General features: G+C 57.9%; 26 protein-coding genes. 7 read left to right on the top strand and 19 right to left on the bottom strand.

Annotated features, from left to right (window positions below; all coding sequences use genetic code 11):
- Positions 1 to 125: 125 nt before the first annotated feature.
- Positions 126 to 965 carry a CPBP family intramembrane glutamic endopeptidase gene (locus ACR0NA_RS12455; RefSeq protein ID WP_480729335.1) on the top strand — a complete coding sequence of 280 codons (840 nt, stop codon included), beginning with the start codon at positions 126 to 128 and terminating at the stop codon, positions 963 to 965.
- A gap of 9 nt (positions 966 to 974) precedes the next feature.
- On the opposite strand, the gene ACR0NA_RS12450 is transcribed toward ACR0NA_RS12455, so the two are convergent.
- A complete protein-coding gene (locus tag ACR0NA_RS12450) occupies positions 975 to 1,433 on the bottom strand; it encodes an Lrp/AsnC family transcriptional regulator (protein ID WP_480729333.1) in 459 nt (152 codons plus the stop codon).
- A gap of 137 nt (positions 1,434 to 1,570) precedes the next feature.
- Between ACR0NA_RS12450 and ald the strand changes: the two genes are divergently transcribed.
- Positions 1,571 to 2,689, top strand: a complete 1,119-nt coding sequence (gene ald, locus ACR0NA_RS12445; protein ID WP_480729330.1) for an alanine dehydrogenase — start codon at positions 1,571 to 1,573, stop codon at positions 2,687 to 2,689.
- A gap of 87 nt (positions 2,690 to 2,776) precedes the next feature.
- On the opposite strand, the gene ACR0NA_RS12440 is transcribed toward ald, so the two are convergent.
- Positions 2,777 to 3,589 carry a mechanosensitive ion channel family protein gene (locus ACR0NA_RS12440; protein WP_480729537.1) on the bottom strand — a complete coding sequence of 271 codons (813 nt, stop codon included), beginning with the start codon at positions 3,587 to 3,589 and terminating at the stop codon, positions 2,777 to 2,779.
- A 207-nt stretch (positions 3,590 to 3,796) separates the two neighbouring features.
- Here ACR0NA_RS12440 and ACR0NA_RS12435 point away from each other — a divergent pair, with 207 nt between their 5' ends.
- A complete protein-coding gene (locus ACR0NA_RS12435; protein WP_480451606.1) occupies positions 3,797 to 4,495 on the top strand; it encodes a glutathione S-transferase N-terminal domain-containing protein in 699 nt (232 codons plus the stop codon).
- A 76-nt stretch (positions 4,496 to 4,571) separates the two neighbouring features.
- On the opposite strand, the gene ACR0NA_RS12430 is transcribed toward ACR0NA_RS12435, so the two are convergent.
- The 7 genes from ACR0NA_RS12430 to ACR0NA_RS12400 form a co-directional block, all read right to left on the bottom strand.
- The gene (locus tag ACR0NA_RS12430; RefSeq protein ID WP_480729327.1) at positions 4,572 to 5,021 is read right to left on the bottom strand and encodes a YtoQ family protein; all 450 of its coding nucleotides are present in this window, start codon (positions 5,019 to 5,021) and stop codon (positions 4,572 to 4,574) included.
- A gap of 170 nt (positions 5,022 to 5,191) precedes the next feature.
- A complete protein-coding gene (gene pheT / locus ACR0NA_RS12425) occupies positions 5,192 to 7,588 on the bottom strand; it encodes a phenylalanine--tRNA ligase subunit beta (RefSeq protein WP_480729325.1) in 2,397 nt (798 codons plus the stop codon).
- Between the two features lie 78 nt (positions 7,589 to 7,666).
- Complete coding sequence (locus ACR0NA_RS12420; RefSeq protein ID WP_480729323.1) at positions 7,667 to 8,461, bottom strand: CE1 family esterase; 795 nt, start codon at positions 8,459 to 8,461, stop codon at positions 7,667 to 7,669.
- 367 nt (positions 8,462 to 8,828) lie between these two features.
- Positions 8,829 to 9,902 (bottom strand): phenylalanine--tRNA ligase subunit alpha, encoded by a 1,074-nt coding sequence (gene pheS, locus ACR0NA_RS12415; protein WP_480729321.1) that lies wholly within the window; start codon positions 9,900 to 9,902, stop codon positions 8,829 to 8,831.
- A 131-nt stretch (positions 9,903 to 10,033) separates the two neighbouring features.
- Positions 10,034 to 11,404 carry a glutamate--cysteine ligase gene (locus ACR0NA_RS12410; protein WP_480729318.1) on the bottom strand — a complete coding sequence of 457 codons (1,371 nt, stop codon included), beginning with the start codon at positions 11,402 to 11,404 and terminating at the stop codon, positions 10,034 to 10,036.
- 66 nt (positions 11,405 to 11,470) lie between these two features.
- Positions 11,471 to 11,998: a hypothetical protein gene (locus tag ACR0NA_RS12405; RefSeq protein ID WP_170654512.1), complete on the bottom strand. Its 528-nt coding sequence runs from the start codon at positions 11,996 to 11,998 to the stop codon at positions 11,471 to 11,473.
- Between the two features lie 93 nt (positions 11,999 to 12,091).
- Positions 12,092 to 12,817 (bottom strand): 16S rRNA (uracil(1498)-N(3))-methyltransferase, encoded by a 726-nt coding sequence (locus tag ACR0NA_RS12400; RefSeq protein WP_480729316.1) that lies wholly within the window; start codon positions 12,815 to 12,817, stop codon positions 12,092 to 12,094.
- A 12-nt stretch (positions 12,818 to 12,829) separates the two neighbouring features.
- Between ACR0NA_RS12400 and ubiA the strand changes: the two genes are divergently transcribed.
- From ubiA to ACR0NA_RS12380, 4 genes are all read left to right on the top strand, one after another.
- Positions 12,830 to 13,792, top strand: coding sequence for a 4-hydroxybenzoate octaprenyltransferase (gene ubiA, locus ACR0NA_RS12395; RefSeq protein WP_480729314.1), 963 nt, complete (start codon positions 12,830 to 12,832; stop codon positions 13,790 to 13,792).
- A gap of 64 nt (positions 13,793 to 13,856) precedes the next feature.
- Positions 13,857 to 15,773 carry an OmpA family protein gene (locus tag ACR0NA_RS12390; RefSeq protein ID WP_480729312.1) on the top strand — a complete coding sequence of 639 codons (1,917 nt, stop codon included), beginning with the start codon at positions 13,857 to 13,859 and terminating at the stop codon, positions 15,771 to 15,773.
- A gap of 1 nt (position 15,774) precedes the next feature.
- Positions 15,775 to 16,095 carry a hypothetical protein gene (locus tag ACR0NA_RS12385; RefSeq protein WP_170654504.1) on the top strand — a complete coding sequence of 107 codons (321 nt, stop codon included), beginning with the start codon at positions 15,775 to 15,777 and terminating at the stop codon, positions 16,093 to 16,095.
- A 216-nt stretch (positions 16,096 to 16,311) separates the two neighbouring features.
- Entirely contained in the window at positions 16,312 to 16,842 is a 531-nt protein-coding gene (locus tag ACR0NA_RS12380; protein ID WP_480451621.1) for a hypothetical protein, read from the top strand.
- A 49-nt stretch (positions 16,843 to 16,891) separates the two neighbouring features.
- On the opposite strand, the gene ACR0NA_RS12375 is transcribed toward ACR0NA_RS12380, so the two are convergent.
- From ACR0NA_RS12375 to ACR0NA_RS12330, 10 genes are all read right to left on the bottom strand, one after another.
- A complete protein-coding gene (locus tag ACR0NA_RS12375; protein ID WP_480729309.1) occupies positions 16,892 to 17,335 on the bottom strand; it encodes a molybdenum cofactor biosynthesis protein MoaE in 444 nt (147 codons plus the stop codon).
- 4 nt (positions 17,336 to 17,339) lie between these two features.
- Positions 17,340 to 17,585, bottom strand: a complete 246-nt coding sequence (moaD, locus tag ACR0NA_RS12370) for a molybdopterin converting factor subunit 1 (protein WP_480729307.1) — start codon at positions 17,583 to 17,585, stop codon at positions 17,340 to 17,342.
- A 3-nt stretch (positions 17,586 to 17,588) separates the two neighbouring features.
- Positions 17,589 to 18,257, bottom strand: a complete 669-nt coding sequence (pgsA, locus tag ACR0NA_RS12365) for a CDP-diacylglycerol--glycerol-3-phosphate 3-phosphatidyltransferase (RefSeq protein ID WP_480729305.1) — start codon at positions 18,255 to 18,257, stop codon at positions 17,589 to 17,591.
- 116 nt (positions 18,258 to 18,373) lie between these two features.
- Entirely contained in the window at positions 18,374 to 20,248 is a 1,875-nt protein-coding gene (gene uvrC / locus ACR0NA_RS12360) for an excinuclease ABC subunit UvrC (protein ID WP_480729303.1), read from the bottom strand.
- Positions 20,249 to 20,538: 290 nt separating this feature from the next.
- Positions 20,539 to 21,318: an SDR family oxidoreductase gene (locus tag ACR0NA_RS12355; protein ID WP_480729301.1), complete on the bottom strand. Its 780-nt coding sequence runs from the start codon at positions 21,316 to 21,318 to the stop codon at positions 20,539 to 20,541.
- Positions 21,319 to 21,339: 21 nt separating this feature from the next.
- Complete coding sequence (locus ACR0NA_RS12350; RefSeq protein ID WP_480729300.1) at positions 21,340 to 22,302, bottom strand: calcium/sodium antiporter; 963 nt, start codon at positions 22,300 to 22,302, stop codon at positions 21,340 to 21,342.
- Between the two features lie 168 nt (positions 22,303 to 22,470).
- On the bottom strand, positions 22,471 to 23,268 hold the full coding sequence (locus ACR0NA_RS12345) for a S49 family peptidase (protein WP_480729297.1): 798 nt from the start codon (positions 23,266 to 23,268) through the stop codon (positions 22,471 to 22,473).
- Positions 23,269 to 23,385: 117 nt separating this feature from the next.
- Positions 23,386 to 24,147 (bottom strand): ABC transporter permease, encoded by a 762-nt coding sequence (locus ACR0NA_RS12340; RefSeq protein WP_480729294.1) that lies wholly within the window; start codon positions 24,145 to 24,147, stop codon positions 23,386 to 23,388.
- Positions 24,144 to 25,073, bottom strand: a complete 930-nt coding sequence (locus tag ACR0NA_RS12335; protein WP_480729292.1) for an ABC transporter ATP-binding protein — start codon at positions 25,071 to 25,073, stop codon at positions 24,144 to 24,146. The genes ACR0NA_RS12340 and ACR0NA_RS12335 overlap by 4 nt, the downstream gene beginning before the upstream one ends.
- A 91-nt stretch (positions 25,074 to 25,164) precedes the next feature.
- On the bottom strand, positions 25,165 to 25,689 hold the full coding sequence (locus tag ACR0NA_RS12330) for an SRPBCC family protein (protein WP_480729291.1): 525 nt from the start codon (positions 25,687 to 25,689) through the stop codon (positions 25,165 to 25,167).
- Between the last annotated feature and the right edge of the window lie 81 nt (positions 25,690 to 25,770).

Genomic DNA, 25,770 nt, shown 5'->3' with positions numbered 1-25,770 from the left:
CCGGAGCACGGTGCAAACCAAGGCCGGCGGTGCTGATCATTTCCGGCAATAGTGACTGGTGATTCCGGTCTTGCGCAATCACATCCTTTCCTTTCATCAATGGGCAATCTGCAGCAGGACGGCGTATGGCATTCTTTTTCTCTGTGCTTCCGGCCATTTGGCCTTGGATCATTCTGGTATCGGCACAGGTCGCCGGGTTGGCCGGAAAAATTCAGCTCGCCTTTGTTCTGCTGGCATTATTTTGCGGCGTGTGTCTTTTTCTGGGTTTGCTATCGCCGGTCGCATTGTCGGCAATCATGATCGGTCTGACGTTGGCCGCGTGCCTGCCGCAAACAAAGGGTTGGGTGCGAATTGCGGGCCATATAGCATTGATAGGCTGGTGTCTGACGCTTGGCGCGCATTTGCTGCCCGGATTTAACAATCTGAAAGTTCTGGATCATGTTCAGGCGGGGGCGCAAAGCACGTCATTCACAATGCATCTGAACCTCGATAAGCCGATGGTTCTGTTTGCGCTGCTTCTGGCCTGGCCTTCGATGTTGTCGCACAATGCTACAACGCGGCCTGTGACATTGGCCGCCGCGCTTGCTTTGCTGCCAGTGCTTTTTGGTATGGGGATGAGTGTCGGCGCGGTCAGGTTTGAACCGGGGCTGCCCGAGTGGTGGCTTGTTTTTGCATTTTCGAATCTGTTTCTGACCAGCCTGACGGAAGAGGCTTTTTTTCGGGGCTACCTGCAGTCGGCAATCACGTCAAAATTCGGCGCGGCCACCGGGCTTTTGGTGGCGAGTGGGCTTTTTGGGCTGGTGCATTTTCCAGGGGGACCGGGTCTGGTCATCTTTGCCGCGCTTCTGGGGCTGTCCTGCGGCTTGGGATATCTGGCAACCGGAAGACTGTGGGTGCCTGTCCTGATGCATTTCGGATTTAACTTCGCACACCTTGCTTTGTTCACTTATCCAGGGCCCGCCTGATACTTCCTCTTAGACCGGCAATGCCGTGGTTTTGAACACCGTCCTGAGCGCAAACGAACTTTGCATTTGGGCAACGCCGGGCAAACGTGACAAATACTGCCGATGGATTCTGGCGAAGTCCTCGGTGTTCTCGGCCACGACCTTGAGAATATAGTCAGCCGTCCCGGCCATGAGATGGCACTCCAGCACGTCGGGAATTCGAGCAACCGCTTTTTCAAACCCCTCCAGAACCTCTTCGGCCTGACCTTGCAGTGTAATTTCGACAAAGACCGTTGTAGGGACACCCATCTTGCGCGCGTCAAGCAGTGCAACATAGTCGCGTATATACCCCTCGGCCTCCAGACGCTGCACCCGCCGATGGCACGCCGAAGGCGAAAGGTTCACCCGGTCAGACACTTCCGAATTGGACAACCGTCCTTTGCGCTGAAGCGCCGCCAGAATCTTTCGGTCAGTTGCATCAAGGGCCATTCGCGCACATCCATTGCATGAATTTCGTCTATTATCGAATATTATCCCGCAACAACATCAAATGACGAGTGGGGTTTCACAGAAATTGCAGTCACTTTCTGCACATAATTTAGGCAGTTTATGAATGGAGAGGATTCATGAAGATCGGTTGCCCGAAGGAAATCAAACCACAGGAATTCCGTGTCGGCATGACGCCGAACGCAGCCCAAGAGGCGATTGCGCACGGACATGACGTCATCATCGAAACCAATGCGGGACTGGGTTCGGGGTTTGACGACGCCGCCTATATCGCCGCAGGCGCAAAGATCGTGGATACCGCAGAAGAGGTTTTTGCCACTGCGGACATGATCGTCAAAGTGAAAGAACCGCAGGCCGTGGAACGCAAGATGCTGCGCGAAGAGCAGTTGCTGTTCACGTATCTGCACCTTGCTCCGGACCCGGATCAGACACACGATCTGCTGGCGTCGGGCTGCACCGCGATTGCCTATGAAACCGTGACAGATGCCAATGGCGGCTTGCCGCTGCTGGCGCCCATGTCCGAAGTGGCAGGCCGTCTTGCGCCGCAGGTCGGGTCGTGGACGTTGCAAAAAGCCAATGGCGGACGCGGTGTCCTGATGGGCGGCGTCCCCGGAGTGGGCCCTGCCAAGGTTGTGGTAATCGGCGGCGGCGTCGTCGGCACACACGCGGCCAAGATCGCCGCCGGCATGGGCGCGGATGTAACCGTGCTTGACCGGTCACTGCCCCGTTTGCGTTACCTTGATGACGTCTTCGGCGACACGTTCAAGAATCAGTATTCCACGGCTGGCGCGACGGCGGAACTTATTCAGGACGCAGATATGGTCATCGGCGCGGTTCTGATCCCCGGGGCCGAAGCGCCCAAACTGGTTAGCCGTGAGCAGCTTTCGACCATGAAACCCGGCGCTGTGTTGGTGGACGTCGCCATTGACCAGGGCGGATGTTTCGAAACGTCGAAGGCAACCACCCATGCCGACCCGATCTATGATGTGGACGGCATCATGCACTATTGCGTGGCCAATATGCCCGGCGCTGTGGCCCGCACCTCGACCATTGCGCTTGGTAACGCGACGCTGCCCTTCATGCTTGCACTTGCCGACAAGGGCTGGAAACAGGCCTGCATTGATGACGAGCACCTGCTCGCCGGACTCAATGTCCATGCAGGACAGTTGACCTATTACGCGGTAGGCAAGGCATTGGGGATCGACGTAGTCTCGCCAAACATCGTGGTCAAATCCTAAAAAAACAAAAGCGCCGTGTCGCAAGACACGGCGCTGAACCCAATGGGAAGATGGCGCGTCAGCGTGCCATGACAACGGGCGAAAAACTCAACCCTGTTTCTGAATCTCGACCGAATGGGGATAGGGAATCGAGACACCTTTTGCATCAAAGGCTTCCTTGACTGCCTTGGTGATCTCAAACTTCAGATCCCAGTAATCGGCAGCATTGCACCACAGGCGCGCAGTCAGATCGACAGAGCTGTCACCCAGATTGGTCACACGCACCCACGGTTCCGGATCGCCCAGAATGCGGCTGTCTGCCTTGGCAACATCCAGAATAATGTTCATCGCTTCATCGGCACTGTCGCCGTAATCGATGCCGAACACCAGATCGACGCGCCGCGTGTCATGCGCGGAATAGTTGACGATGATCGACCCCCAGGCCTGACCGTTCGGAACAATGATCTGAACATTGTCCGGCGTCACTAGTTCAGTTGTGAACATGTTCAGGTCCTTCACAGTACCCGCAGTGCCGCCGATATCGACATACTGGCCCAGTTTGTACGGGCGAAAGATAACAAGCATCACGCCCGCGGCCAGATCGCTCAGCGTTCCCTGCAGTGCCAGACCGATTGCCAGCGAAGCAGCACCAAGGATTGCGACAATGCTTGTGGCCTGGATCCCGAAGATGCCCAGAACGGCCACAAGGACCATCGCCAGAATCGCCCACTTGACCATACTGGCCGCAAAGTTGCCCAGTGTCTGGTCGATCTGCGGGGTTTTGTTTATCCGCCGACGTACCATACCGCCGACTGCACCGGCCACAATCCAGCCGAGAACGAGAACAATCAGCGCCTTGATCGCGCTCAACAGCAGCGGAGCAAAGGCTCCGACCTGATTGACAACCTCTTCCACACGCATCTCCTGTACAAAGTGAAACCCGCGTGGATACGCGGGGTTGCGCGCGATTTTGGCCAATAATCACGCTGCGGTCTAGGTGCGAGTTCAGCAAGTTTTCCCCGCAATGTTCACCAACGAACAATTCCTGACCGGCTCTGCACAAAAAACATCTGAAAAAACGGCACCGAAGTTCCTAGGTTACAAACACCGTCAGCCAAGGAGTTCAAAATGCTGGATACCGTTTCCCACCCGATCATGGCCAAATGGCCGCCGAAGTCACTGGATGTCATTCAGCTCTACTCTTTTCCGACACCCAACGGTGTCAAGGCGTCGATCATGCTGGAAGAAACGGGCCTGCCCTATGAGGCACACAAGGTCACGCTGGCTGATGCAGATGTCAAAAGCCCGGAATTCCTGTCATTGAATCCAAACAACAAAATTCCGGCGATCATTGACCCCAACGGCCCGGACGGAGAGCCCATCGGCCTCTTCGAAAGCGGCGCCATCCTGTTGTATCTGGCCGAAAAAACCGGGAAATTTATCGGCAGCTCCACCAGCGACAAGCACCGCATCACACAATGGCTGATGTTTCAGATGGGCGGAGTTGGCCCGATGCTCGGGCAGCTTGGGTTTTTCTACAAGTTTGCGGGAAGCGAGATCGAGGATCCGCGTCCGCGTGAACGATACATCAACGAGGCCAAGCGCCTGCTGAATGTCGTAAACACGCAGCTTGACGGGCAGGACTGGATCGCCGGCGAGTATTCGATTGCGGACATTGCGATTGCCCCATGGCTGCGCGCCCTGGATTTCTATGGCGCCAAAGAGGTGCTTGGCTGGGACGATTACAAGAATGCTGTTGCCTATGTCGACCGTTTCGTTGAACGCCCGGCCGTCCAGAAAGGTCTGGTCACCCCTGCCCGCGATTGATCGCTATCGCACAACGTTCTGAAAACATGATGGTGGGAGCAAATTTGTTCCCACCGATCTGACTATCTGCGAAATGTTACCCTGGGAGTTTACCGGTCAGAACATAACGCAGGATTTCAACGACCTGATGCGGTTCTTCAGCCACAGCCAAAGCAGCGGCATCGACCTCTTTCAGGGCGTGCTGATGATCGGGGCCGTGCAGAACGATGATGGATTTTCCCAGAGCCGCAGCAAAACCCGCGTCAAAGGCAGCATTCCACTGTTTGTATTTGTCGCCGAACCGCACCACCACGACATCCGCATCAGCGATACCCTTTCGCGTACGGATCGCATTCACCATCGCACCTTTGTGGTCGTGCCAATACTTGTTGGGCTCAGCTCCCAGAACAGCAACACCGCAATCGTCGCTGGCGTCATGATCGGTTACCGGGCTGTTGAACGTGATATCGAGACCCTGTGAGCCATCGATAATTTGCTCTCGCCAATCCGTATGAATTTCTCCGGACAGATATACGTTCAGGCCCATTGCCACCTCCTTTGATCGTTGACCCTGTATCTAACGACGAAATCCGAAAATCCCAATGTGCAATCTGCGACAGGTGCTTTCGGAAAAAAGATCAACAGCACACGACGGTGCAAACCAAAAAAGGGGCTCTGAAATCAGAGCCCCTGTTCCACAGTCGTCGTACCGGAAACTCAACCGCGCAGAACGCCACCGGTGGCTTTAGTCACCTTGGCGACGATCTTGTCTGCGACCGCCTCGATATCTTTTTCCTGCAGCGTCCTTTCGGTAGGCTGCAACCTGACCGTAACGGCCAGTGACTTTTTGCCTTCACCCAGACCGCCGCCGATAAATTCGTCGAAAACCCGCACATCCTCGATCAGGGCCTTGTCCGCCCCAGCAGCCGCGTTGACCAGTGTCAGCGCTTCGATATCGGCATCGACGACAAAGGCAAAGTCACGCTCGACCGCCTGAAGATCGCGCAGTTCCAGCGCCGAGCGGGTTGCTCCGGATTTACGCGGCAACGGCACTTCTTCGGGCCAGATGGTAAAGGCCATCGCTGGGCCTTTGATGTCCATTGCCTGCAGCACGCGCGGGTGTAATTCACCGAATATTCCCAACACTTTCTTGGGGCCTAGGCAGATTTTGCCGTGACGTCCCGGATGCCACCATTCACGCGCGCCGCGCAGAATCTGCACCTTGGCCGGAGCGCCAATGGCCGCCAACACCGCCTCGGCATCGGCCTTGACGTCAAACACATCAACTGGCCGCGACGCCCCGTGAACGTCCTTGGGACCGGATTGCCCGACCAGCAGACCTGAAATCAACGTATGCTGCTCGCCAGGTTCGCCACCGTGAAAGGCCGGACCAACCTCGAACAAGGCAAGGTCCCTGAAGCCGCGCGCTTGATTGCGCGCCGCCGCCTGCAACAATCCGGGCAGAAGCGCGGGGCGCATATGGCTCATTTCCGACGAAATCGGGTTTTCCAGCATCGTCGCGTCATCCCCGCCACCGAACAGCGCGGCCGAGGCCTGATCGATGAAGGTATATGTCACGCATTCATTGTAACCCAGCGCAGCGCAGGTCCGTCGGGCCATCGTCTGGCGGCGCTGCGCGGGCGTCATCACCGGTTTGGGAATGCCGGGCGTCACCCGTGGTAGTGGCTTACCCTGAAGCTTGGTCAGCGAAGCGATGCGCGCGACCTCTTCGACAAGGTCTGCCTCGCCCATGATATCGGGGCGCCAGCTGGGAACATGTGCCATGTCACCTTCCAGACGGAAGCCCAGACGCGTCAAGGTCTGGCGCTGCTCACTTTCGGGAATGTCCATCCCGACCAATGACTGCACCCGTTCGGCATCCAATCGGTAAGCGCGGGAATGATCCGGCGTTTTACCGGCAATCACCACGTTCGACGCCTCGCCGCCGCAGATATCCAGAATCATCTGCGTCGCATGTTCCAGCCCTTCAAGCGTGTATTCCGGATCAATACCCCGCTCGAACCGATAGCGAGCGTCCGAGTTGATTTTCAGGGCCCGACCCGTCAGCGCGATTTGCACATGGTCCCAGAACGCGCTTTCCAGAAACACGTTCTCGGTCTCTTCGGTGCATCCGGTTTCCTGACCGCCCATGACACCGGCAATGGATTCCGGACCGTTGTCGTCCGAAATCACCATCATGCCGGGCTGAAGGGTGTATTCCTTCTCATCCAGTGCGACCAGCTTTTCACCACCCTTGGCGCGGTGCACCCGCAGATTACCCTGCACCTTGTCCGCATCGAACACGTGCAGCGGGCGGTTGTGATCAAAGGTCATGTAGTTGGTGATGTCCACCAGCGCCGAAATCGGGCGCAGGCCAATCGCCTTGAGCTGATCCTGCAGCCATTGCGGGCTGGGGCCGTTCTTCACCCCCCGGATCAAACGGCCGGTAAAGTGCGGCGCGCCGTCCAGCGTGTCTTCGTCAATCGAAACCTTGATGGGGCTTTCATATTCACCGGCCACAGCTGCGTAATCGCGCGTCTTCAGCGTGCCCAGACCACGCGCGGCCAGATCGCGGGCAATTCCCTCGACACCCAGAGCGTCGGGCCGGTTGGGGGTAATGGCAATCTCGATCACGGGATCAACCTTGGACGGATCGTTTTCGGCCAACCAGTCGACGAACCGGTCGCCCACTTCGCCCGTTGGCAGCTCGATGATGCCATCATGCTCGTCCGACAGCTCCAGCTCGCGTTCCGAGGCCATCATGCCAAAGCTTTCGACGCCGCGAATCTTGCCGACGCTGATCGTCAGGTCGAGCCCGGGAATATACATGCCCGGCTTGCAGACGACGACGGTGATGCCTTCGCGCGCGTTGGGCGCACCACAGATGATCTGCAGCTCACCCTCATCCGTGTCGACCTTGCAGACGCGCAGTTTGTCGGCGTCGGGATGTTTCTCGGCATGTTTCACATAGCCCAGCGTAAAGCCCGCCAGCCGGTCCGCAGGGTTCACAATCTCTTCGACCTCAAGCCCAAGGTCGGTCAGCGCTTCGGCGATCTCATCGACCGAGGCATTGGTGTCGAGGTGGTCTTTCAGCCAGGAGAGGGTGAATTTCATTGCACGGGGCCTTTTTTGGCAAACATCCAGTCGGCACAGGCAATGGCAAAGAATGGCCCAAGGTGCAAGCGCTGCGCGTCACGGATAGGTGGGGGTGCGGCCCAAAAGCTCGTCCAGTTGCCGTCCGATCCAACCATGCGGAATGAAATGCCCACCGGGATGGGTGTCCAGAGTGACCTGCCCCCGGGCGCAATCGGTCCATTCGACCCGGCTGAGCGTCAGGATCGGCACCACGCTCCAATCCCCGCGCGGGGTCGCGGTGTTGCAGCCGTATTTCTGCCGCCACAGGGCCACCGGATAGGTCGTATCGCCGCCCGCGCCATAGGGAAAATCCATCACCGTATCGCTGAGGCCATGCACATGGCGCACTTGGGCGGGGGCCTGAGGACAATCCTCGGTCTGCCGGATCGAGCCCGCAACGGCCAGCAACGCGGCGGTGTCGTTGCCAGACTGGCAGACATAGCGCCACGCCATCGCACCGCCGAAAGAATAGCCCGAGACATAGATGCGGTCCGGGTCAATCGGGTAGCGTCTGGCCACATCCTCAAGCACCCGGTCGGCAAAGGGCACGTCACCGGTGTCCGAGGTCCAGAAATCCCAGCTTTTGCCCAGCCCGTTCGGGGCAACCAGCAGCACGCCGCGCAGTTTCGTCGCGCCCGCGATCCGCTCATGGTTCACCACCACGGTCCCTTGCCGTGCCCAGCCATGGAAATGCAGCAGAACGGGCAGAGGCGTTTCACCATCCCACCCGTCCGGTTCCAGCACATGATAGGATCTGTCACCGACCTGACAGGCGGTATCGCCGTGGCAGGTATCCACGGCGGCAGCTTGGGTGGCGGCCAGCAGAAAGAGGCAAAGCAGTCGGTAAATCATGCGACTGAACCTAACGAGCCCGCTCTCAGTGTCACGTCACAACCCCGTGGGATTCTGTGACAAGCCGCGCCTATTTTTTGAGCCAGTCAATGAGTTTTATTGTTTTCCACAATTGGTACTTTTGATCACGCGATGTCTGATCTCGTATTTCCCAAACACGATGATGCGCCAACATAAAAAGCCCTTGAAACGGCGAGGCCGCAAGCAGAATCAGAATGCTCAACCAACCGGGAAGAAAACTCGCGAGGCCACAAAAGACCACGAACCATCCAAATAGCAGCACTGTCCCCACCCACCGGCGATTGCGTCCCGAAAACGCAAAACACCAGTCGTAATACTTGGAGAGATATACCCCAAGCAGGTACAATTAACGGCTCAAGCCACCATGCAGGTTCGGCATATCCAGCGCCGCGAACCCATAGTGGCGCAGCCAGCGCAGATCGCTATCAAAGAACGCCCGCAGGTCAGGGATGCCGTATTTCAGCATCGCCAGACGGTCGATGCCGATGCCAAAGGCAAAGCCCTGATAGACCTCGGGGTCGATGCCACCAGCGGCGATCACCTTGGGGTGGACCATGCCGGAGCCCAAGATCTCCATCCAGTCGTCGCCTTCGCCGATCTTCAGCTGGCCGTTATCCCAGGAACAGCGGATATCGACCTCGGCCGACGGCTCGGTGAAGGGGAAGTGCGAGGCGCGGAAGCGCAGTTCGACATCGTCGACCTCAAAGAACGCCTTCACGAACTCTTCCAAAACCCATTTCAGGTTCGCCATCGAGATGTCCTTGTCGATGGCCAGCCCCTCGACCTGATGGAACATCGGCGTGTGGGTCTGGTCATAATCGGCGCGGTACACGCCGCCCGGGCAGATCACGCGGATCGGCGCGCCCTGCAGTTCCATCGAACGGATTTGCACCGGAGACGTATGAGTACGCAGCACGTGTGGCGGGCGATTGTCACCCTCGGCGCGGCGCATATAGAACGTGTCCATCTCGGCCCGCGCGGGATGGTGGCCGGGAATGTTCAGGGCGTCAAAGTTGTGCCAATCGGTCTCGATCCGCGGCCCTTCAGCGACGGAGAAGCCCAGTTCGGCAAAAATCGCGGTCAATTCTTCGCTGGCCTGGCTGACCGGATGCAGCGTGCCCTGACGGCGCGGGCGGGTCGGCAGGGTTACATCCAGCCATTCGGTGCGCAGGCGTTCATCCAGCGCGGCATCGGCAAGGGCTGCTTTCTTTGCGACCAGCGCCGAGTTGATCTCATCCTTGAGCGCATTCAGCGCGGGGCCTGCGACCTGACGTTCCTCGGGCGTCATCTTGCCCAGCTCGCGCATTTTCAGCGCCACTTCGCCCTTTTTGCCAACGGCGGCGACACGAATCGACTCGAGCGTGTTTTCGTCGCCCGCATCGGCGATCTGCCCCAGATATTTTGCCTTAAGATCGTCCATGACGGTCCCCTGAATTCTGTTGCTGACCTGCTATCGGCCTAACCCGGCGAATGCAAGGCAGGCCGCGCCAGTTTGGCACAACTGGCGCAACTCGGTTGCATTCCTGCCCTGAACCCGGCGTGGCAATCAGGTCAATAGCTGTATTCGGGGTAAATCCGCGTCAGATCGCCGTTCCAGTCGCCCTCATAACAGTCCAGCAACTCGTCCGCCGGAACCTTGCCGGTATCGATGCTGTCCTTAAGGGCACTGAGGAAATGCGTCTCGTCCGGGACCAGACCGCCCGCACCGGGATATGCGCGGGCTTTCAGACCGGATTCGGCGATGGATACAACCTCGCGGGCCAGATCGTGCATGTTGATGTTGCCGACCTGTGCCTGCAGTCCTTTGGTCGAGGCTTCGACACGCAGGGCTTCACGGGTTTCGGCGTCCCAGCCTTTGACCAGATCCCACGCGGCATCCAGAGAGGACTGGTCGTAGGTCAGGCCAACCCAGAATGCAGGCAGCGCGCACAAACGCCGCCACGGACCACCATCCGCCCCGCGCATTTCCATAAATTTCTTGATTCGCGCCTCTGGGAAGGCCGTAGTCAGGTGATCCGCCCAGTCGCTGAGTGTTGGCGTCTCGCCCGGCAGGGCGGGCAGCTTACCATTCAGGAAGTCACGGAAAGACATGCCCAGCGCGTCGATGTACTTTCCATCGCGATAGACAAAGTACATCGGCACATCCAGCGCGTATTGAACGTAGCGCTCAAAGCCGAAACCGTCTTCGAAGACAAATGGCAGCATGCCGGTACGCGCATCATCAAGATGCCGCCAGATATAGCTACGCCAGCTTTTGTGGCCGTTGGGTTTGCCTTCGAAAAAGGGCGAGTTGGCAAAAAGAGCCGTGGCCACCGGCTGCAGCGCCAAAGCGACACGCAGCTTTTTGACCATGTCGGCCTCGGATCCAAAGTCGATATTGACCTGAACCGTGCAGGTGCGCCGCATCATCGCGCGGCCCAGACTGCCGACCTTTTCCATGTAGTCGTTCATCAGCACATAACGCCCTTTGGGCATCAGCGGCATATCCTCGTGCGTCCAGATCGGCGCGGCACCCAGACCGATGAATCCGACGCCGATCTTGTCGGCGATATCCTTCACGTCGCGCAGATGCGCGTTCACCTCATCGCAGGTCTCGTGAATCGTTTCCAGCGGTGCGCCCGACAGCTCCAACTGCCCGCCCGGTTCGAGCGATACATTGGCACCGTCCTTTTCCAGCCCGATCAGCTTGCCGCCTTCTTCGATCGGCGCCCAACCATGCAGATCGCGCAGCCCCTTAAGTACAGCGACAATCGAGCGTTCACCTTCATAAGGCAGCGGCTTCAGCGTATCTTTGCAATAGCCGAATTTCTCATGCTCGGTGCCGATGCGCCAATCCTGTTTGGGCTTGCAGCCCGATTCCAGATATTCGGCCAGTTGTTCGTGGCGTTCAATCGGTCCGCCGCCGGACTGAGGGATGGACATGGAGGAAGCTCCGATCCTGCTGTGTCTTGACTTGAAGGCCAGTCGTGGGCGCAAACGGCCCGGGTGTCAATGCAGCCTTATGTGGGGTGGGCGCGATGGTGTGCGCTCCCATATTACGACGGGATGAAGGGAATCACCGTTGAGTTCTGACAACATATGTTCGGTTCGTAGTCCCGGAAGGCTGGAGAACACGTCAAACAGCATTTCGGCCCCTTCCGCATTCACCGGAATGTGAAGGGACGGCTGCCCGGGCTGTTCCAACACCCAATGCGCCGGACGCGAGGTCGGGTCGAGTGCCAGCCGCTCGATTTCCCGCGCGGCGACGATGCCACCGGCAAGAGGACCAAGATAGGTGATTTGCCCTTCGTCCACGGTCACGACGCCGGGGCCGCCTGCCCCTTTCCGAAATCGCGCCCGCTGCACACCGATGACGGCCAGCGCCAGCGATACAAGAACCAGCACCCAGCCCAGCCAGCCCAATAATCCACCCGGGCCGCCAATCCAGCTCAGGCCGAGAACCAGAACAAAGACCGCGGCAAGAACTTCACGCCAGCGCCATAGGGCCAGCTTGGCTTCTGGTCGGATGAAACTCATTGAGTTGGCTCCTCTCTTGTCGTCGGGACGACCGGTATCGTATTCCTCGTCCTCTCAACAGGAAATTGGATGAACCGGCGCCGTCTTCAAGGGTTACACCCAGTCGCCCAGTGCCTGTTGCCACATTGTCATAGCTGCAACCGCTGCCGTATCAGCCCGCAGGATACGGGGTCCAAGGCTGACCACATGCGCAAAAGGCAGGGATGATAGTCGCTTACGTTCCCGTTCGGAAAACCCGCCTTCGGGACCGATCAGGATGGCCCATGGGCACCCGGCTTCGTTTTCCGACAACCGCAGGGCCGAGCCGACCTCGGCCTCATCGCAAAACATCAACTGGCGCCCTTCGGGCCAGTCGTCCAGCATCCGATCAAGTTTTTGCAGATCGCCCACTTGCGGCACGAAGGTTCCGCCGCATTGCTCAGCAGCCTCAACAGCATGCGCCTGCAGACGATCCTGCCGGATGCGTTCCGAATTCGTGAACTCAGTCTGCACGGGGATGATTCTCGCAGCCCCCATCTCGGCGGCTTTCTCGACAATGAAATCGGTGCGCGCCTTTTTGATAGGGGCAAAGAGCAGCCACAGATCGGGCGGCATCTGAAGCGGCTTTGTCTGACTGACGCCAAGCAACGCGCCGCCGCGTTTTCCCGCCTCGACAACTTCAGCCAGCCACTCGCCATCCTTTCCGTTGAACAACGCAACCGATGCCCCAACAGCCAGACGCATGACGCCGAACAGATAATGCGCCTGATCCCGCGTCAAAGGAACCGATTGCCCCTCACCCAAAGGGTGCTCTACATACAGTCTGATCTTTGCACTCATGAGAGCCTACATATGCAAGGCAATGTCCCAACGCCAGATGGACAAGTCGCTGATGCCGTTTCCGGCAATTGGGTAGATAGTTACGCACCCGCGTTCAGCCGGCCATATTTGCGGCTGTCGCGCGCGGACCGTCCGATTGGAACGTGGTTGCTGTTGATTCCCTGCTGGTGGGGTCTGGCACTGGCGATTCTGGACGATGGCAACCCACGCTGGGAGGACGCCTGGATCGCCATCGGCTGTGCCTTGGGGGCATTTCTGATGCGAGGCGCGGGGTGCACCTGGAATGACATCACCGACCGCAATTTCGATGGCCAGGTCGAACGAACACGGTCCCGGCCGATTCCATCGGGTCAGGTGTCCGTCAGACAGGCCGTCGCCTGGATGGTTCTGCAAAGTCTTTTGGCGCTGCTGATCCTGCTGACGTTCAACCGGGCCGCCATCGCCATGGGTGTTTTGTCGCTGCTGCCGGTTGCAATCTATCCTTATGCCAAACGCTTTACATGGTGGCCTCAGGTTTTTCTGGGCCTTGCCTTCAACTGGGGGGCCTTGCTGGCATGGACTGCCCACAGCGGTTCAGTCGGATGGCCAGCGGTAATTTTGTATGCCGCCGGTATTTCTTGGACGTTGTTCTATGACACGATCTATGCCCATCAGGACACTGAAGATGACGCCCTGATCGGGATCAAGTCCACCGCTCGGTTGTTTGGCACGGACACTGCGCGCTGGCTGAAGTACTTTCTTGTAGCGACCATCGGCTTGATGGGCCTTGCCGTGATCGAGGCCGCTTTGCCAGACGCATCCGTTCTGGCACTGGTGCTTGCCATTGCCGGGCCATGGGCCATGGGCTGGCACATGGCCTGGCAACTGCGCGGACTGGACATCGAGGATAATTCCAAGCTGATACAGTTGTTCCGGTCCAATCGGGATACCGGCCTTATTCCGCTGATCTTCTTCTGCGCCGCCCTGCTGGCCTGATTGCACCTCGGGATTATGGCCTATATGACTTCGCACCAACCGTTCGAAGAGTGACTGTCCGTTCATGCGCCTTTCCTATTCCATCGTCGTTCTTCTGACTTTTGCCGTGGCAGCGGGACTTGCCCTGACCGGAGCGATCTTTGCTGTTTCGCGGGTCGAGGCGGAATCGGAAAGGGCGGTGCGTCGTGCGCTGTCACTGGAAGCGCATGAATGGGCCGAGGTTCAGTCGGACGGACTTCGGGTTGTCCTGACAGGCACGGCCAAGGACGAAGCGACCCGGTTCAATGCTCTGACCGTTGCGGGAACGGAAGTCGACGCCTCACGCGTGATCGACGAAATGGACGTTGCTCCGACCGCAGATCTTGCGCCGCCCCGGTTTTCCGCCGAAATCCTGCGCAATGACAGCGGTATTTCGGTCATTGGCCTGATACCGGCCAGCGAAGACCGCGAAGCGTTCGTGCAGACGCTGCGCAATATTGATGGCAATGCCAACGTCTCGGATTTGATGGAAAGTGCCGACTATCCCAAACCCAAGGGGTGGGACGACGCGATGTCCTATGCCGTGCAGGCGCTAACACGTCTGCCGCGCGCCAAGATTTCGGCCAGCCCGGGCCTCGTAAAGATAACAGCGATTGCCGATAGTCAGCAGGAAAAAGAAAAACTGGAACAGGACCTGACACGTTCCGCGCCGCCAAGTCTGCGGATCGGTTTGTCCATCACGGCCCCTCGCCCGGTCATCACACCATTCACCCTGCGCTACCTGATTGACGAAAACGGCGGGCGTTTCGATGCCTGTTCGGCTCAGGATGACGCCGCGCGCGACAGCATAATCGCTGCTGCGCAGCGGTCTGGGTTGAGCGGCCGGGCAAGCTGTACGATCGGTCTTGGTGTGCCCTCCCCGAGATGGGCAAGAGCCGCGGAACTGGGCATCCAGTCGGTGGCCGCACTGGGTCAGGGCTCGGTCACCATGTCGGACGCGGATATCACGCTGATCGCTGCACAGGGTACCGACCAGTCCCTGTTCGACAGAGTTGTGGGTGAGCTTGAAAACGCACTGCCCGATGTTTTTGCCCTGCATGCAGTGCTGCCCGAGCCTGAGATTGCAGAAACAGGCGGCCCGCCCGAGTTTACGGCAACCCGCAGCCCCGAAGGATTGGTTCAACTGCGCGGGCGGGTGAATGACGAAACTTTGCGTGATATGGTGGACAGCTACGCGCAGGCGGCCTTTGGGTCCGGCAGGGTTCATATCGCAACCCGTATGGTATCCGGACTTCCGGCGGACTGGCCAGTTCGCGTGCTGGCTGGTCTTGAGGCGTTATCCTACCTGAACAACGGCGCCCTCACCGTAACCCCGGACGCGGTTGTCCTGAGCGGCATGAGCCACGAAGAAGACGCCAAAGCCGAAATCGCGCGCATACTGTCGGACAAGCTGGGCGAGGCGCAGGATTTCACCCTGTCCATAACCTATCAGCCACCACCCGAACCCGAAGATACGTTACCAGACCCGGAAACCTGTGAAGCACGCATCGCCGAAGTGCAGGAAAGCCGGAAGATCGCATTTGAACCCGGTTCGGCAACGGTGGCTTCGGACGCACTGGAGACCCTGAACCAGATCGCCGACATCCTGCGGGAATGCGGGCCGATCCGAATGGAAATTCAGGGCCACACCGACAGTCAGGGCCGCGAAGAAATGAACCAGCAACTCAGCCAGTCGCGGGCTCAATCCATCCTGAACGAGTTGCGCGCCCGTCGGGTTCCCACATCCAGCTACCTTGCCGTGGGATATGGGGAAACACAGCCGATCGCCGACAACGATACCGAAGAAGGCCGCGAAGAGAACCGCCGAATCGAGTTCCGGCTGATCCGCCCCGAACCGGTGGAGGATACGGAAACAGGCCTTGATGCTCTGGAAGCATCCCAACAAGAGCAGGAAGTCGAGCAGGCCGAGGACAGCCCGGAAGTAGAGGCGCAGGAGCAGTGACATGAACAGAACGGAATTCATCATCGCAACCGCGATCATCCTTTTTGTGGCCTTCTGCATGGGTTGGTTCGCCAACTGGCTGGCGCATCGTCTGTCGCGCGTCCGGCAAAGCGATGTGGCGGATCTGGACCGAATGAGCCAGGAGCTGCATGAAGCAGAAGAAACCCGCGATCAGGCGATCACCTATTTGCAGCAGCGCGAGGCGGAGCTGACCAATCAGCTGACGCAAACCGAAGCAGAACTTTCTGCCGCTATGGAGGGTTTGCGCGCCGCCCGGCAAGAAGCCGAGGAGTTGCGCGGCAGGATCAACAACGCTGACTGAAAGCTACGCAACCTGTTTCGCCGTCGGTTAGCCCGGGATTTTCAGAGACGGATTCAGCCAACCTCGCCAATGAAATCGCGGGTACGTTTTTGCGTCGGCGTAAATTGGCCGGTACCCGCGATACAACTTTGACTTGTCCAATAAATTCAACATACTGCATGGGTGCATTTTTGCCTGCACCACTTGGAAACACCATCCAGCACAATGGAGCGTGCCATGAATTTCAAGACAACTTTCAAAACCGCAACCATCCTGAGCGTTTTCGCTGCCACTTCGGCCTTGGCGTCGGACGATGTAATTCCGTCAGAAAACGACACCTTCACAAAGTGGGGTGAAGAATCGGGATGGACCATCTTTGTGGATGACAACCGCAAGTCCTGCCTTATCGAGCGCATGGACGAAAACGCCAACGTCGTACAGATGGGCCTGACCGCAGATCATGAAATGGGGTATCTGGGCGTATTCACCAAAAACGACATCGGGCTGAAAGGGAAAAAGGAAGAAATCATCCTGTCCCTCGACGGAAATCTGTATTCGGCGGAAGCCCACAAAAAGACCAAGCATCTGGCAGAGGGTTACACCGGTGGATACATACTGGCGAATAACCCGCAATTCGTCGATGACGTCATGAAGAAACACGAGATGATCGTGTTCCCCGAGAAAGAATTTGCATTTGGGGTAAATCTGGACGGCACCTTCAAGGCCATCGAAGCGGCCCGTGAGTGCAATACGGAACAATCCGGCTGATTTGATTCTGCCCTCGCCGACATCCCTGACGCGGGTGTCGGCATCCGGCCTACCAGCGAGTCAGCGCATCCTCGTCTTCATCTCTGGCCGCGACCCAATCCGATCCGGATGTGGTAATTTCCTTTTTCCAGAACGGCGCGCGCGATTTGAGGTAATCCATCAGGTATTCTGCCGCCTCGAAAGCATCCTTGCGGTGACGGGCAGAGGTTGCAACCATCATGATCCGATCCCCGGGCGCAAGTCGGCCGTGGCGATGAATGACCAACACATTACCCAGCGACCAACGTTTTTTGGCTTCTTGAGCAATCTTTTCCAGCGCCTTTTCGGTCATCCCCGGATAGTGCTCGATCTCCATCACATCTAGGTCGCCGCTGGCCAGATCCCGGACAACACCGGTAAAGGTCACCACGGCGCCACTGGTGGTATCCCCGGCGGCAAAGGCGTTGGCCTCGGCCCCCAGATCAAACGCATCCTGCTGCACGACGATCCGCATAGGCTCAGCCACCTGTCATCGGTGGAAAAAACGCAACTTCGCGCACACCGTTCAGCGGGGCATCGAAATCGGAAAGCTCCTGATCCAGCGCAACGCGCAATGCGGAAAGATCGGCAAAGGCGGCCTCGTACCGGGGTTCGCGTTCGCGCAGTTCGGCCACTAGTTCGGATACCGTGGACGCGGTCGTTTCAACGCGCTCTTTCGGCAGGCCGATCCGTTCGCGGACCCAGGCAAAATAAAGCACATCCATACCTTAGGACTCCTTCAGATGGGGCATGGCTTTACGTAGGTAGTCATAGCCGGTGATCAACGTCAGGGTCGCGGCAATCCACAAAAGCCACAGGCCGATCCGACCAGACCAGAACATGCCTTCGAGTTTCCATCGCAGGCCGAGCACATCCTCTACCTCGCCATTAAGGATTTGCGATATCAGCGCATCGTCCATGCCAAAGGACGACATGACGAGATAGTGTTCGAATATCCCCTGCGAGAACAGGACGGCAATGGCAACCATTTGTGCAGTCGTTTTCCACTTGGCCAGTTTGGTCACCTTCAGGGTCCCTGCAACATCGCCAAGGTATTCACGCAGGCCGGAGACAAACACCTCACGAAACAGGATCACGGTTGCCGGAAGCACCAGCCACGGCGTCCAGTGTTCGGTTGAATATCCCACAAGGATCATCAGCGCGATGACAACCATCGCCTTGTCGGCGATGGGATCCAGCATCGCCCCCATCTTGGTTTCCTGCTTCCATGCCCGGGCAAGGTATCCGTCGAACCAGTCGGTAATGGCGGCGGACAGGAACAGGATCAGCGCGAACCAATCGGCGTACGGCCGCGTAAAATACAGAAACATCACGGCAAGACCAGGCGCGGCCAGCAGGCGGAGCAAGGTCAGAATGTTGGGCAAATTCCACTTCATGCGGCGGACACTATATCGGTCATGCGGGACAGGGAAGGCACGGCGTTGAAAAACCGTGCAGTGCACGGTGCTGCCGATTAAGGTATTTTTGCGCAGAAGAAAATACGAAGGCTTTGCTAACCCTTGTCGTGGAAGAAGTCATAGACCTTTTGCGCCAACCCCGCCGAGATACCGTCAACCGCTTTCAGGTCTGCAAGGTTCGCACGACTGACAGCCTTGGCGCTGCCAAAATGAGCAAGCAGAGCGCGTTTGCGGGCGGCACCTACCCCAGGGATTTCATCCAGAGGCGTCGCGCCGACTGCTTTGGCGCGTTTGGCGCGGTGTGTGCCAATGGCAAAGCGGTGCGCCTCGTCCCGCAGTCGCTGAATGAAGTACAAAACAGGATCGTTGCGTTTCAGCGCAAAGGGGCGCTGTCCGATACGGTGGAATTCCTCTTTGCCGTGGTCGCGGTCGATGCCTTTGGCGACGCCGACCATTGGAATATCCGCGACCCCATGGACCAGCATGATCTCATGCACCGCGCTGACCTGCCCGGCGCCGCCATCGATCAGCAGCAGATCAGGCCACAGCCCCTTGTCGCGGTCGGGATCTTCTTTGAGAAGGCGGGTGAAACGCCGGGAAAGAACTTCTTTCATCATGCCGAAATCATCACCGGGCGTCAGGTCGTCGCCGCGAATGTTGAACTTGCGATAAGCGTTTTTCACAAAGCCTTCCGGGCCAGCCACAATCATACCGCCCACGGCGTTGGTGCCCTGAATGTGCGAGTTGTCGTAGACCTCGATCCGACCCGGCGGGCCATCCAGGTCGAACGCTTCGGCCACACCGCGCAACAGCTTGGCCTGCGTGGCACTTTCTGACATACGCCGGGCCAGCGACTCGCGGGCGTTTCGCAGGGCCCCGGATACCAGTTCGGTCTTTTCCCCGCGTTGGGGGACAAGAATTTCAACCTTGCGCCCGGCCTTTTCCGAAAGCGCCTGCTGCATCAGATCCGCGTTTTCGATGGCATCCGAAAGGATCAGTTGCCGGGGCGGCTCCTTGTTATCGTAGAACTGGCCGAGGAAGGCCTCCATCGCCTCGGCCGCGGATACATCCGGGCCTACGCGTGGATAAAAATCCTTGTTGCCCCAATTCTGGTTGGCGCGGACAAAGAAAACCTGCACGCACGCCTGTCCACCTTCCATATGCATGGCGATCACATCCGCCTCGGCCACGCTACGCGGATTGATACCTTGCGAGGTCTGAACCTGTGTCAACGCGCGTATGCGATCGCGCAGACCGGCAGCGCGTTCGAACTCCATAGCGTCAGACGCTTCCTGCATCTGTAGCGCCAGATCTTCCTGCACTCTGGTTGAGCGGCCAGACAGAAAACGTTCTGCATCCTTGACGCTTTCGGCATACCCCTCCTCCGAGATTAGGCCCACACAAGGGCCCGAACACCGCTTGATCTGAAACAGAAGACAGGGGCGCGTTCGGCTTTCGAACATGGAATCCGAGCAATTGCGCAGCAGAAATGCCTTTTGCAGCTGGTTCAGTGTACGGTTCACCGCACCGGCGCTGGCAAATGGGCCAAAGTAAGTTCCCTTTTCCTTCTTGGCGCCACGATGTTTCTTGATCTGAGGAAAGGCGTGGTCCTTGGCGACCAGAATGTTGGGAAAGCTTTTGTCGTCCCTCAGCAACACGTTGTATTTCGGCTTGAGCTGCTTGATCAGGTTCTGTTCCAGCAGCAACGCCTCGGTCTCGGTTCGCGTCGTTAGAAACATCATCGAAGCGGTCGCGGCAATCATCCGCTCGATCCGCCCGGAATGGCCCGGCCGCGCATAGTTCGAAACCCGGGCCCGCAGATTGCGGGCCTTGCCGACATAGAGAACACGGCTATCCAGATCCAGCATTCGGTAGACACCGGGCGAACTGTCCAGTGACTTCAGATAGCTCTGGATACAGGCATAGCCAGTAAGGTTTTCGGTTGAGGTCGATTCGCTCTCGGGAGTCATTGCACTGAAATATGATTCTCTGGCGTCGGCTGCAATCTTGAGCATCTCAAATCAAGAGGAAACAAATCCACGGTTTCTGTGGATAACTATGCATATAACTTTTGTGAACTTGCAGATTCCCCATGAAACGTTGGGCATTCCTTGAGTTGCACAAAAAATAGGCACAATATTAAGATATTGAAATTAAACACAAAAAACAGTATCACCTGTCAAGTATATGAAAAATAAGACATTTTTGTAACGTCAAAGTAACGGAAACGCGAGCGGTGCAAAACTTGCATCGATTCCGCCTATTCAACCCCAAGAATATCAGGTGTTCGCCAGCCAAGATGCTGGCCTCCATCCACACACAACAGCTGTCCCGTGACAGCATGTGCGTCCAAAAAATAGCCCAGCGCGGCCGTGATATCCGACGGATTCGCACCCCGCTCCAGAATCGTGTTGGCCCTTTGAGCGGCGAAATGAGCATCGCTCTGACGGTGCCCTTGCAATGTCGGACCCGGGCCGATTGCGTTCACGCGAATGGCCGGTGTCAAAGCCTGCGCTGCGGTCCTCGTCAACGCCCACAGCCCCATTTTTGCAATCGTGTATGACATGAACTCGGGCGTCAGTTTGCGGACACGCATATCGACCATATTGACGATCAGACCCGACGCTATCGGTTCACCATTTGCATCGATTTCCGCCTGCAAACCTTGCTCGGCCATCTGCTGCGTCAGAAGGAACGGCGCGCGCAGGTTGCTGTCCATATGCCGATCCCAGCTTTGCCGGGTTGCCGTGTGGATATTGTCGTATTCGAAAACCGACGCATTGTTGATCAGGCAGGTGATTGGCCCACCCAAAGCCTCGACCGCATCCGGCAAAAGCGCCTCGACTCGAGATTCGTCCAGCAAATCGGCTTGCAGAGCGACCGATTTGCGCCCCATTGAACGGATGGCCGCGACGGTATCTTCTGCGGCTTCTGCTGACGTGGCATAGTGGACCGCCACGTCCATTCCGCGCTCGGCCAGATACAGCGCCATCGCGCGGCCCAGACGAATGCCCGCACCGGTTACGAGTGCTCGGGTCATGACGAGGCTCCCTTAAAGAAATTATGCCAGCAAAATGATCACATAGACTGCGTAGAGCAAGGTCAAGACAAAGCCCCACGCACGGGTGATATCCTGTTTGAAGAACACGAACGGAACCAGCAAAAGAGATGCGCCCAGCATGACCCAAAGGTCAAAATACAGGAACTCCGGGTCGACGGGTATTTTGCCGAACAGCGTGGCGATACCGACAATGGCCAGCAGGTTGAACATGTTCGAGCCGATCACATTGCCCAGCGCGACATCGGCCTGCCGCCGCAATGCGGCCATGACGGTGGTCGCCAGTTCCGGCAACGATGTGCCAACCGCCACCAGCGTCAAACCTATGACGGTTTCGCTGACGCCGTAGGTCCGCGCGATAACTGTCGCGTTTTCGACCAGCAGATGCGCCCCGATGGGCAGGCCGATCAGACCCAGGATCAGGTACATCGCGACTTTCCAGTACGGCATATCCGGGTCGGCTTCCTCCAACCCTTCCAATTCGTCTTCTTCCTCGCATGCTGCACCGCAGGCCTTGCGATGCGCGCGCGCCTGCCGGAACGCATTCCCCAAAACAAGCGCAAGCGCCGCAAGCAGGATCGCCCCGCTTACGACCGTAAAGACCCCACAAAAGGCTAGTGCAATGAACAGAACGGATGCAATCAGCATGAAAACATAGTTTCGGCGGCTGTTGCATTCACTGGTGTGAAGCGTGGCAAGCAGGGCGGGAAGTCCCAGCACAAGAAGAATGTTGGCCGTGTTCGAACCGACGACGTTACCCAGGGCGATGCCCGGCGCGTTTTCCTTCACCGCGCTGATGGCGATCAGCAGTTCCGGTGCCGATGTCCCGAAAGCGACGATTGTCAGGCTGACGATCAGCGCAGGAACACCAAGGCGCAGGCTGAGATTTACGGCGCCACGCACCAGCGCGTCGCCCCCCAGCAGCAGGATCAACAGCCCAAGCCCCGAAAACAGCCATGCCGTCATGTGCGGTCCCCCCGCTCGCAGGCGCAGGGGCCTTTACCGATCCGATATCGCCCGCAGCGGGGGCATTTGGACGATTGCAGCCGACGTTGCCCCGGAAAGCGAAGTCTTCCGAACATCGCCAGAACGGCCATGGCGACAAGAAAAAGGGTGACCACCTTTATGATCACGTCAGAGACCAAAGCGCGCGTAGGCCGCCCGCTCCTCTATCCCGGCAACCGCATCCTGCGCCAGTTCGGCACCAAACCGCGACCAAAGCGGTTTGCGAACGCCGTAGCGGCGGAACTTGACCTTGTCTCCGAATTTCTCCTGCATCTTGGGCTTGAGATGCGCAATTCCGTCAATCAGGCCAAGTTTCTCGGCGCGCTTCGCCAGCCAGATTTCGCCCGTGAACAAATCGGTCTTGTCGTCCAGCTTGCTGCCGCGCCTGTCTTTGACGTGATCAATAAAGTTCTCATGGATATCGCCAAGGATATGCTTGAGCCGCTCGACGTCTTCTTCCTTTTCCGGTGAAAACGGATCCAGCATGGATTTTGATTTCCCCGCTGTATGAACCCGCCGCTCAAGCCCCTGCCGGGCAAGAAACACATGCGCGCCGAAGCTGGAGGAAATAACTCCGATCGATCCCAGAACAGAACTGTCGTCGGCCCAGATTTCATCTGCCGCCGCAGCCAACCAATATCCTCCCGACGCGGCCACATCCTCGACAAAGGCAAAAACCGGAACGTCCAGCTCGTCCGACAGCCGCCGGATTCGCGCGCCGATCAGTGAGCTTTGCACCGGGGAACCGCCGGGCGAATTGAGCTCAAGCGCAACCGCCGCCGGCTTACCCTTGCGAAACGCCTTTTCCAGTACCGGCGCCAGAGTGTTGTCATTCAGTGACGCACGACCTGCCATTCCGATGGCTCCGGACATCCGGACCACCGCCACGACAGGCTGCTTCTTGAGAAACGGAAGGCTAAGTTTCATGGGTGCCGATGTAGAGTGCCGCCACCCGGTAAACAAGACGCCCGGGATAGCAGAGACGCTACGTGAACGAAATTGGCACAGCCGATGGGCAAAAATGCAACGCCTGCTGACGCTTCGCTAGCTGCGAATGCGCCAGCCGGTTTTGAAGATCCACCAGATGATTCCAAGACACAGACCCGTAAACGCCAAGATGGCCAGAAGGCTGAGCAGGATCGGCACATCCGCTAGACCGTAGAAGGACCAGCGGAACCCCGAGATCAGGTACAAAACTGGGTTGAACAACGTAATCGTCTGCCAGATCGGCGGCAGCATCGATATGGAATAAAAGGTCCCGCCCAGAAAAATAAGCGGCGTCACTACAAGTTGCGGGATCAGCGACATCTGTTCGAAATTGCTGGCCCAGATACCGACGATGAAGCCCAGCAACGAAAAACTGAGACAGGACAGAACCAGAAATGCCACCATCGCAAAAGGATGCTCGATGCGGATTTCAACAAAGAAGGTTGCCGTAACGAGTATCACCACACCGACGAACAGGGCCTTGGTTGCAGCCGCGCCAACATAGCCGATCACGATTTCGATAAAGTTGATCGGGGCCGACAACAATTCGTAGATCGTGCCAAGAAACTTGGGAAAGTAGATGCCGAACGACGCGTTCGAAATCGATAGCATAACAACCGACAACATGATCAGCCCGGGCACGATGAATGCACCGTACGAGACGCCCTCAACCTCCTGAATGCGGCTGCCGATGGCCGTGCCGAAAACCACGAAATAAAGCGAGGTGGACAGGACCGGTGACAGAAAGCTCTGCGCCAGCGTTCTGAAAAAGCGGTTCATCTCGAAACGATAGATTGCGGCAATCGCGGACCAGTTCATGCGGCCTCTCCCGAAACGAGATTGACGAATATCTCCTCAAGGCTGGACTGCCGGGTTTGCACGTCGCGCAATATCAGCCCAGCCTGCGACACGTCATTTAGCAGAGTGGTGATACCTGTTCGGTCGGCATGGGTATCATAGGTGTAGATCAGCGAGTCGCCTTCCCCGTTCAAGGTCAGATTGTGCTCGGAGAGACAGTCGGGAATTGCGCTGATGGCTTCGGTCAGCATGACCTCAAGCTGCTTCTTGCCCATCTGCGCCATCAGCGTGTCCTTGTCCTGAACCAGCAGCAATTCGCCCTTGTTGATAACGCCCACCCTATCCGCGATGGCCTCGGCCTCTTCTATGTAGTGCGTGGTCAGGATGATCGTCACGCCGCTTTTCTTCAACTCGCCAACGATGTCCCACATGTCTTTACGCAATTCGACGTCGACACCGGCGGTGGGCTCATCAAGGAACAGAATGCGCGGCTCGTGCGCCAGGGCCTTGGCGATCAATACGCGGCGTTTCATGCCGCCGGACAACTCCTTGATCGCATTCTTGCGTTTGTCCCATAGAGACAGCTTGCGAAGAATTTCCTCGATCCGGGCGCTATCCTGACCATGGCCAAAAAGCCCGCGCGAGAACCGCACCGTGTTCCAGACCTTTTCAAACGGCTCAAGCGCGATTTCCTGAGGTACCAGACCGATCATCCGGCGGGCGGCCCGAAAATCGGCCTGTATGTCATGCCCACCAACAGTCACCGATCCGGATGTTGGCGTCGTTATCCCGCAAACCGTTGAAATCAGAGTCGTCTTCCCGGCCCCGTTCGGGCCGAGCAGAGCGAGAATCTCGCCCTCTTCAATATCCAATGAAACGCCTTTGAGCGCCTCGAACCCATCGGCGTAGGATTTGCGCAAATCCTTGATCGACAGAATTGTTGCCATGCATTTCCCCCGTTCTGGCGGTGACCCTATCGCGCCGGTCAGCTCCGGAACAGGTCAAATGCGCACAAAGCGCTGCGCGTTTGCGCAGGTGTCAGTCGCGTCCGGTCAGACGTCCAAGCCAGCCTTTTTTTCCTTCGCTCTGATCGTCGCCCTCAGCCGCAACTTCTTCTGCCGGTCCTTCCAGATGCTCCTGCAGGTTCGAAAAGAACTGATCCGCCATTTTCTTGGCAAAGCCGTCAATCAAGCGACTGCCCAGCTGGGCCAGCTTTCCGCCAACCTTTGCGTCAACATCATAAGACAGCAGTGTCCCGCCGCTTTCACTCGCGCTCAATGTGACGCTGGCGCTGCCCTTCGCGAAGCCAGCTGCGCCCCCCTTTCCTTCACCCGCGATGGTGAGGCGCTCGTTTTCCACCATATCCGACATGGTGACGGTCCCCTTGAAGGTCGCCTTCACCGGCCCGACTTTTTGCACAACCGTTGCTTCATACCCGTCGGTCGGGTTGCCGGAAATCTCCTGCGTTCCCGACACACATACCTTAAGCACTTCCGGGTCCAGCAATGCCGCAAAAACTGCCGCAGGTTCCGCCTGAATTTCCCTTGTGTCGCTCATCTGCATGTTGGACTGCCCCCAATTTCCTGCTGAAAAGGTATCAGAACAGCCTTACCGCCCTGAACCGGACGTGGCTAGCCCAAGCGT

Source organism: Ruegeria sp. C11, assembly GCF_056537725.1.
This window is presented reverse-complemented; position numbering and strand designations above follow the sequence as displayed.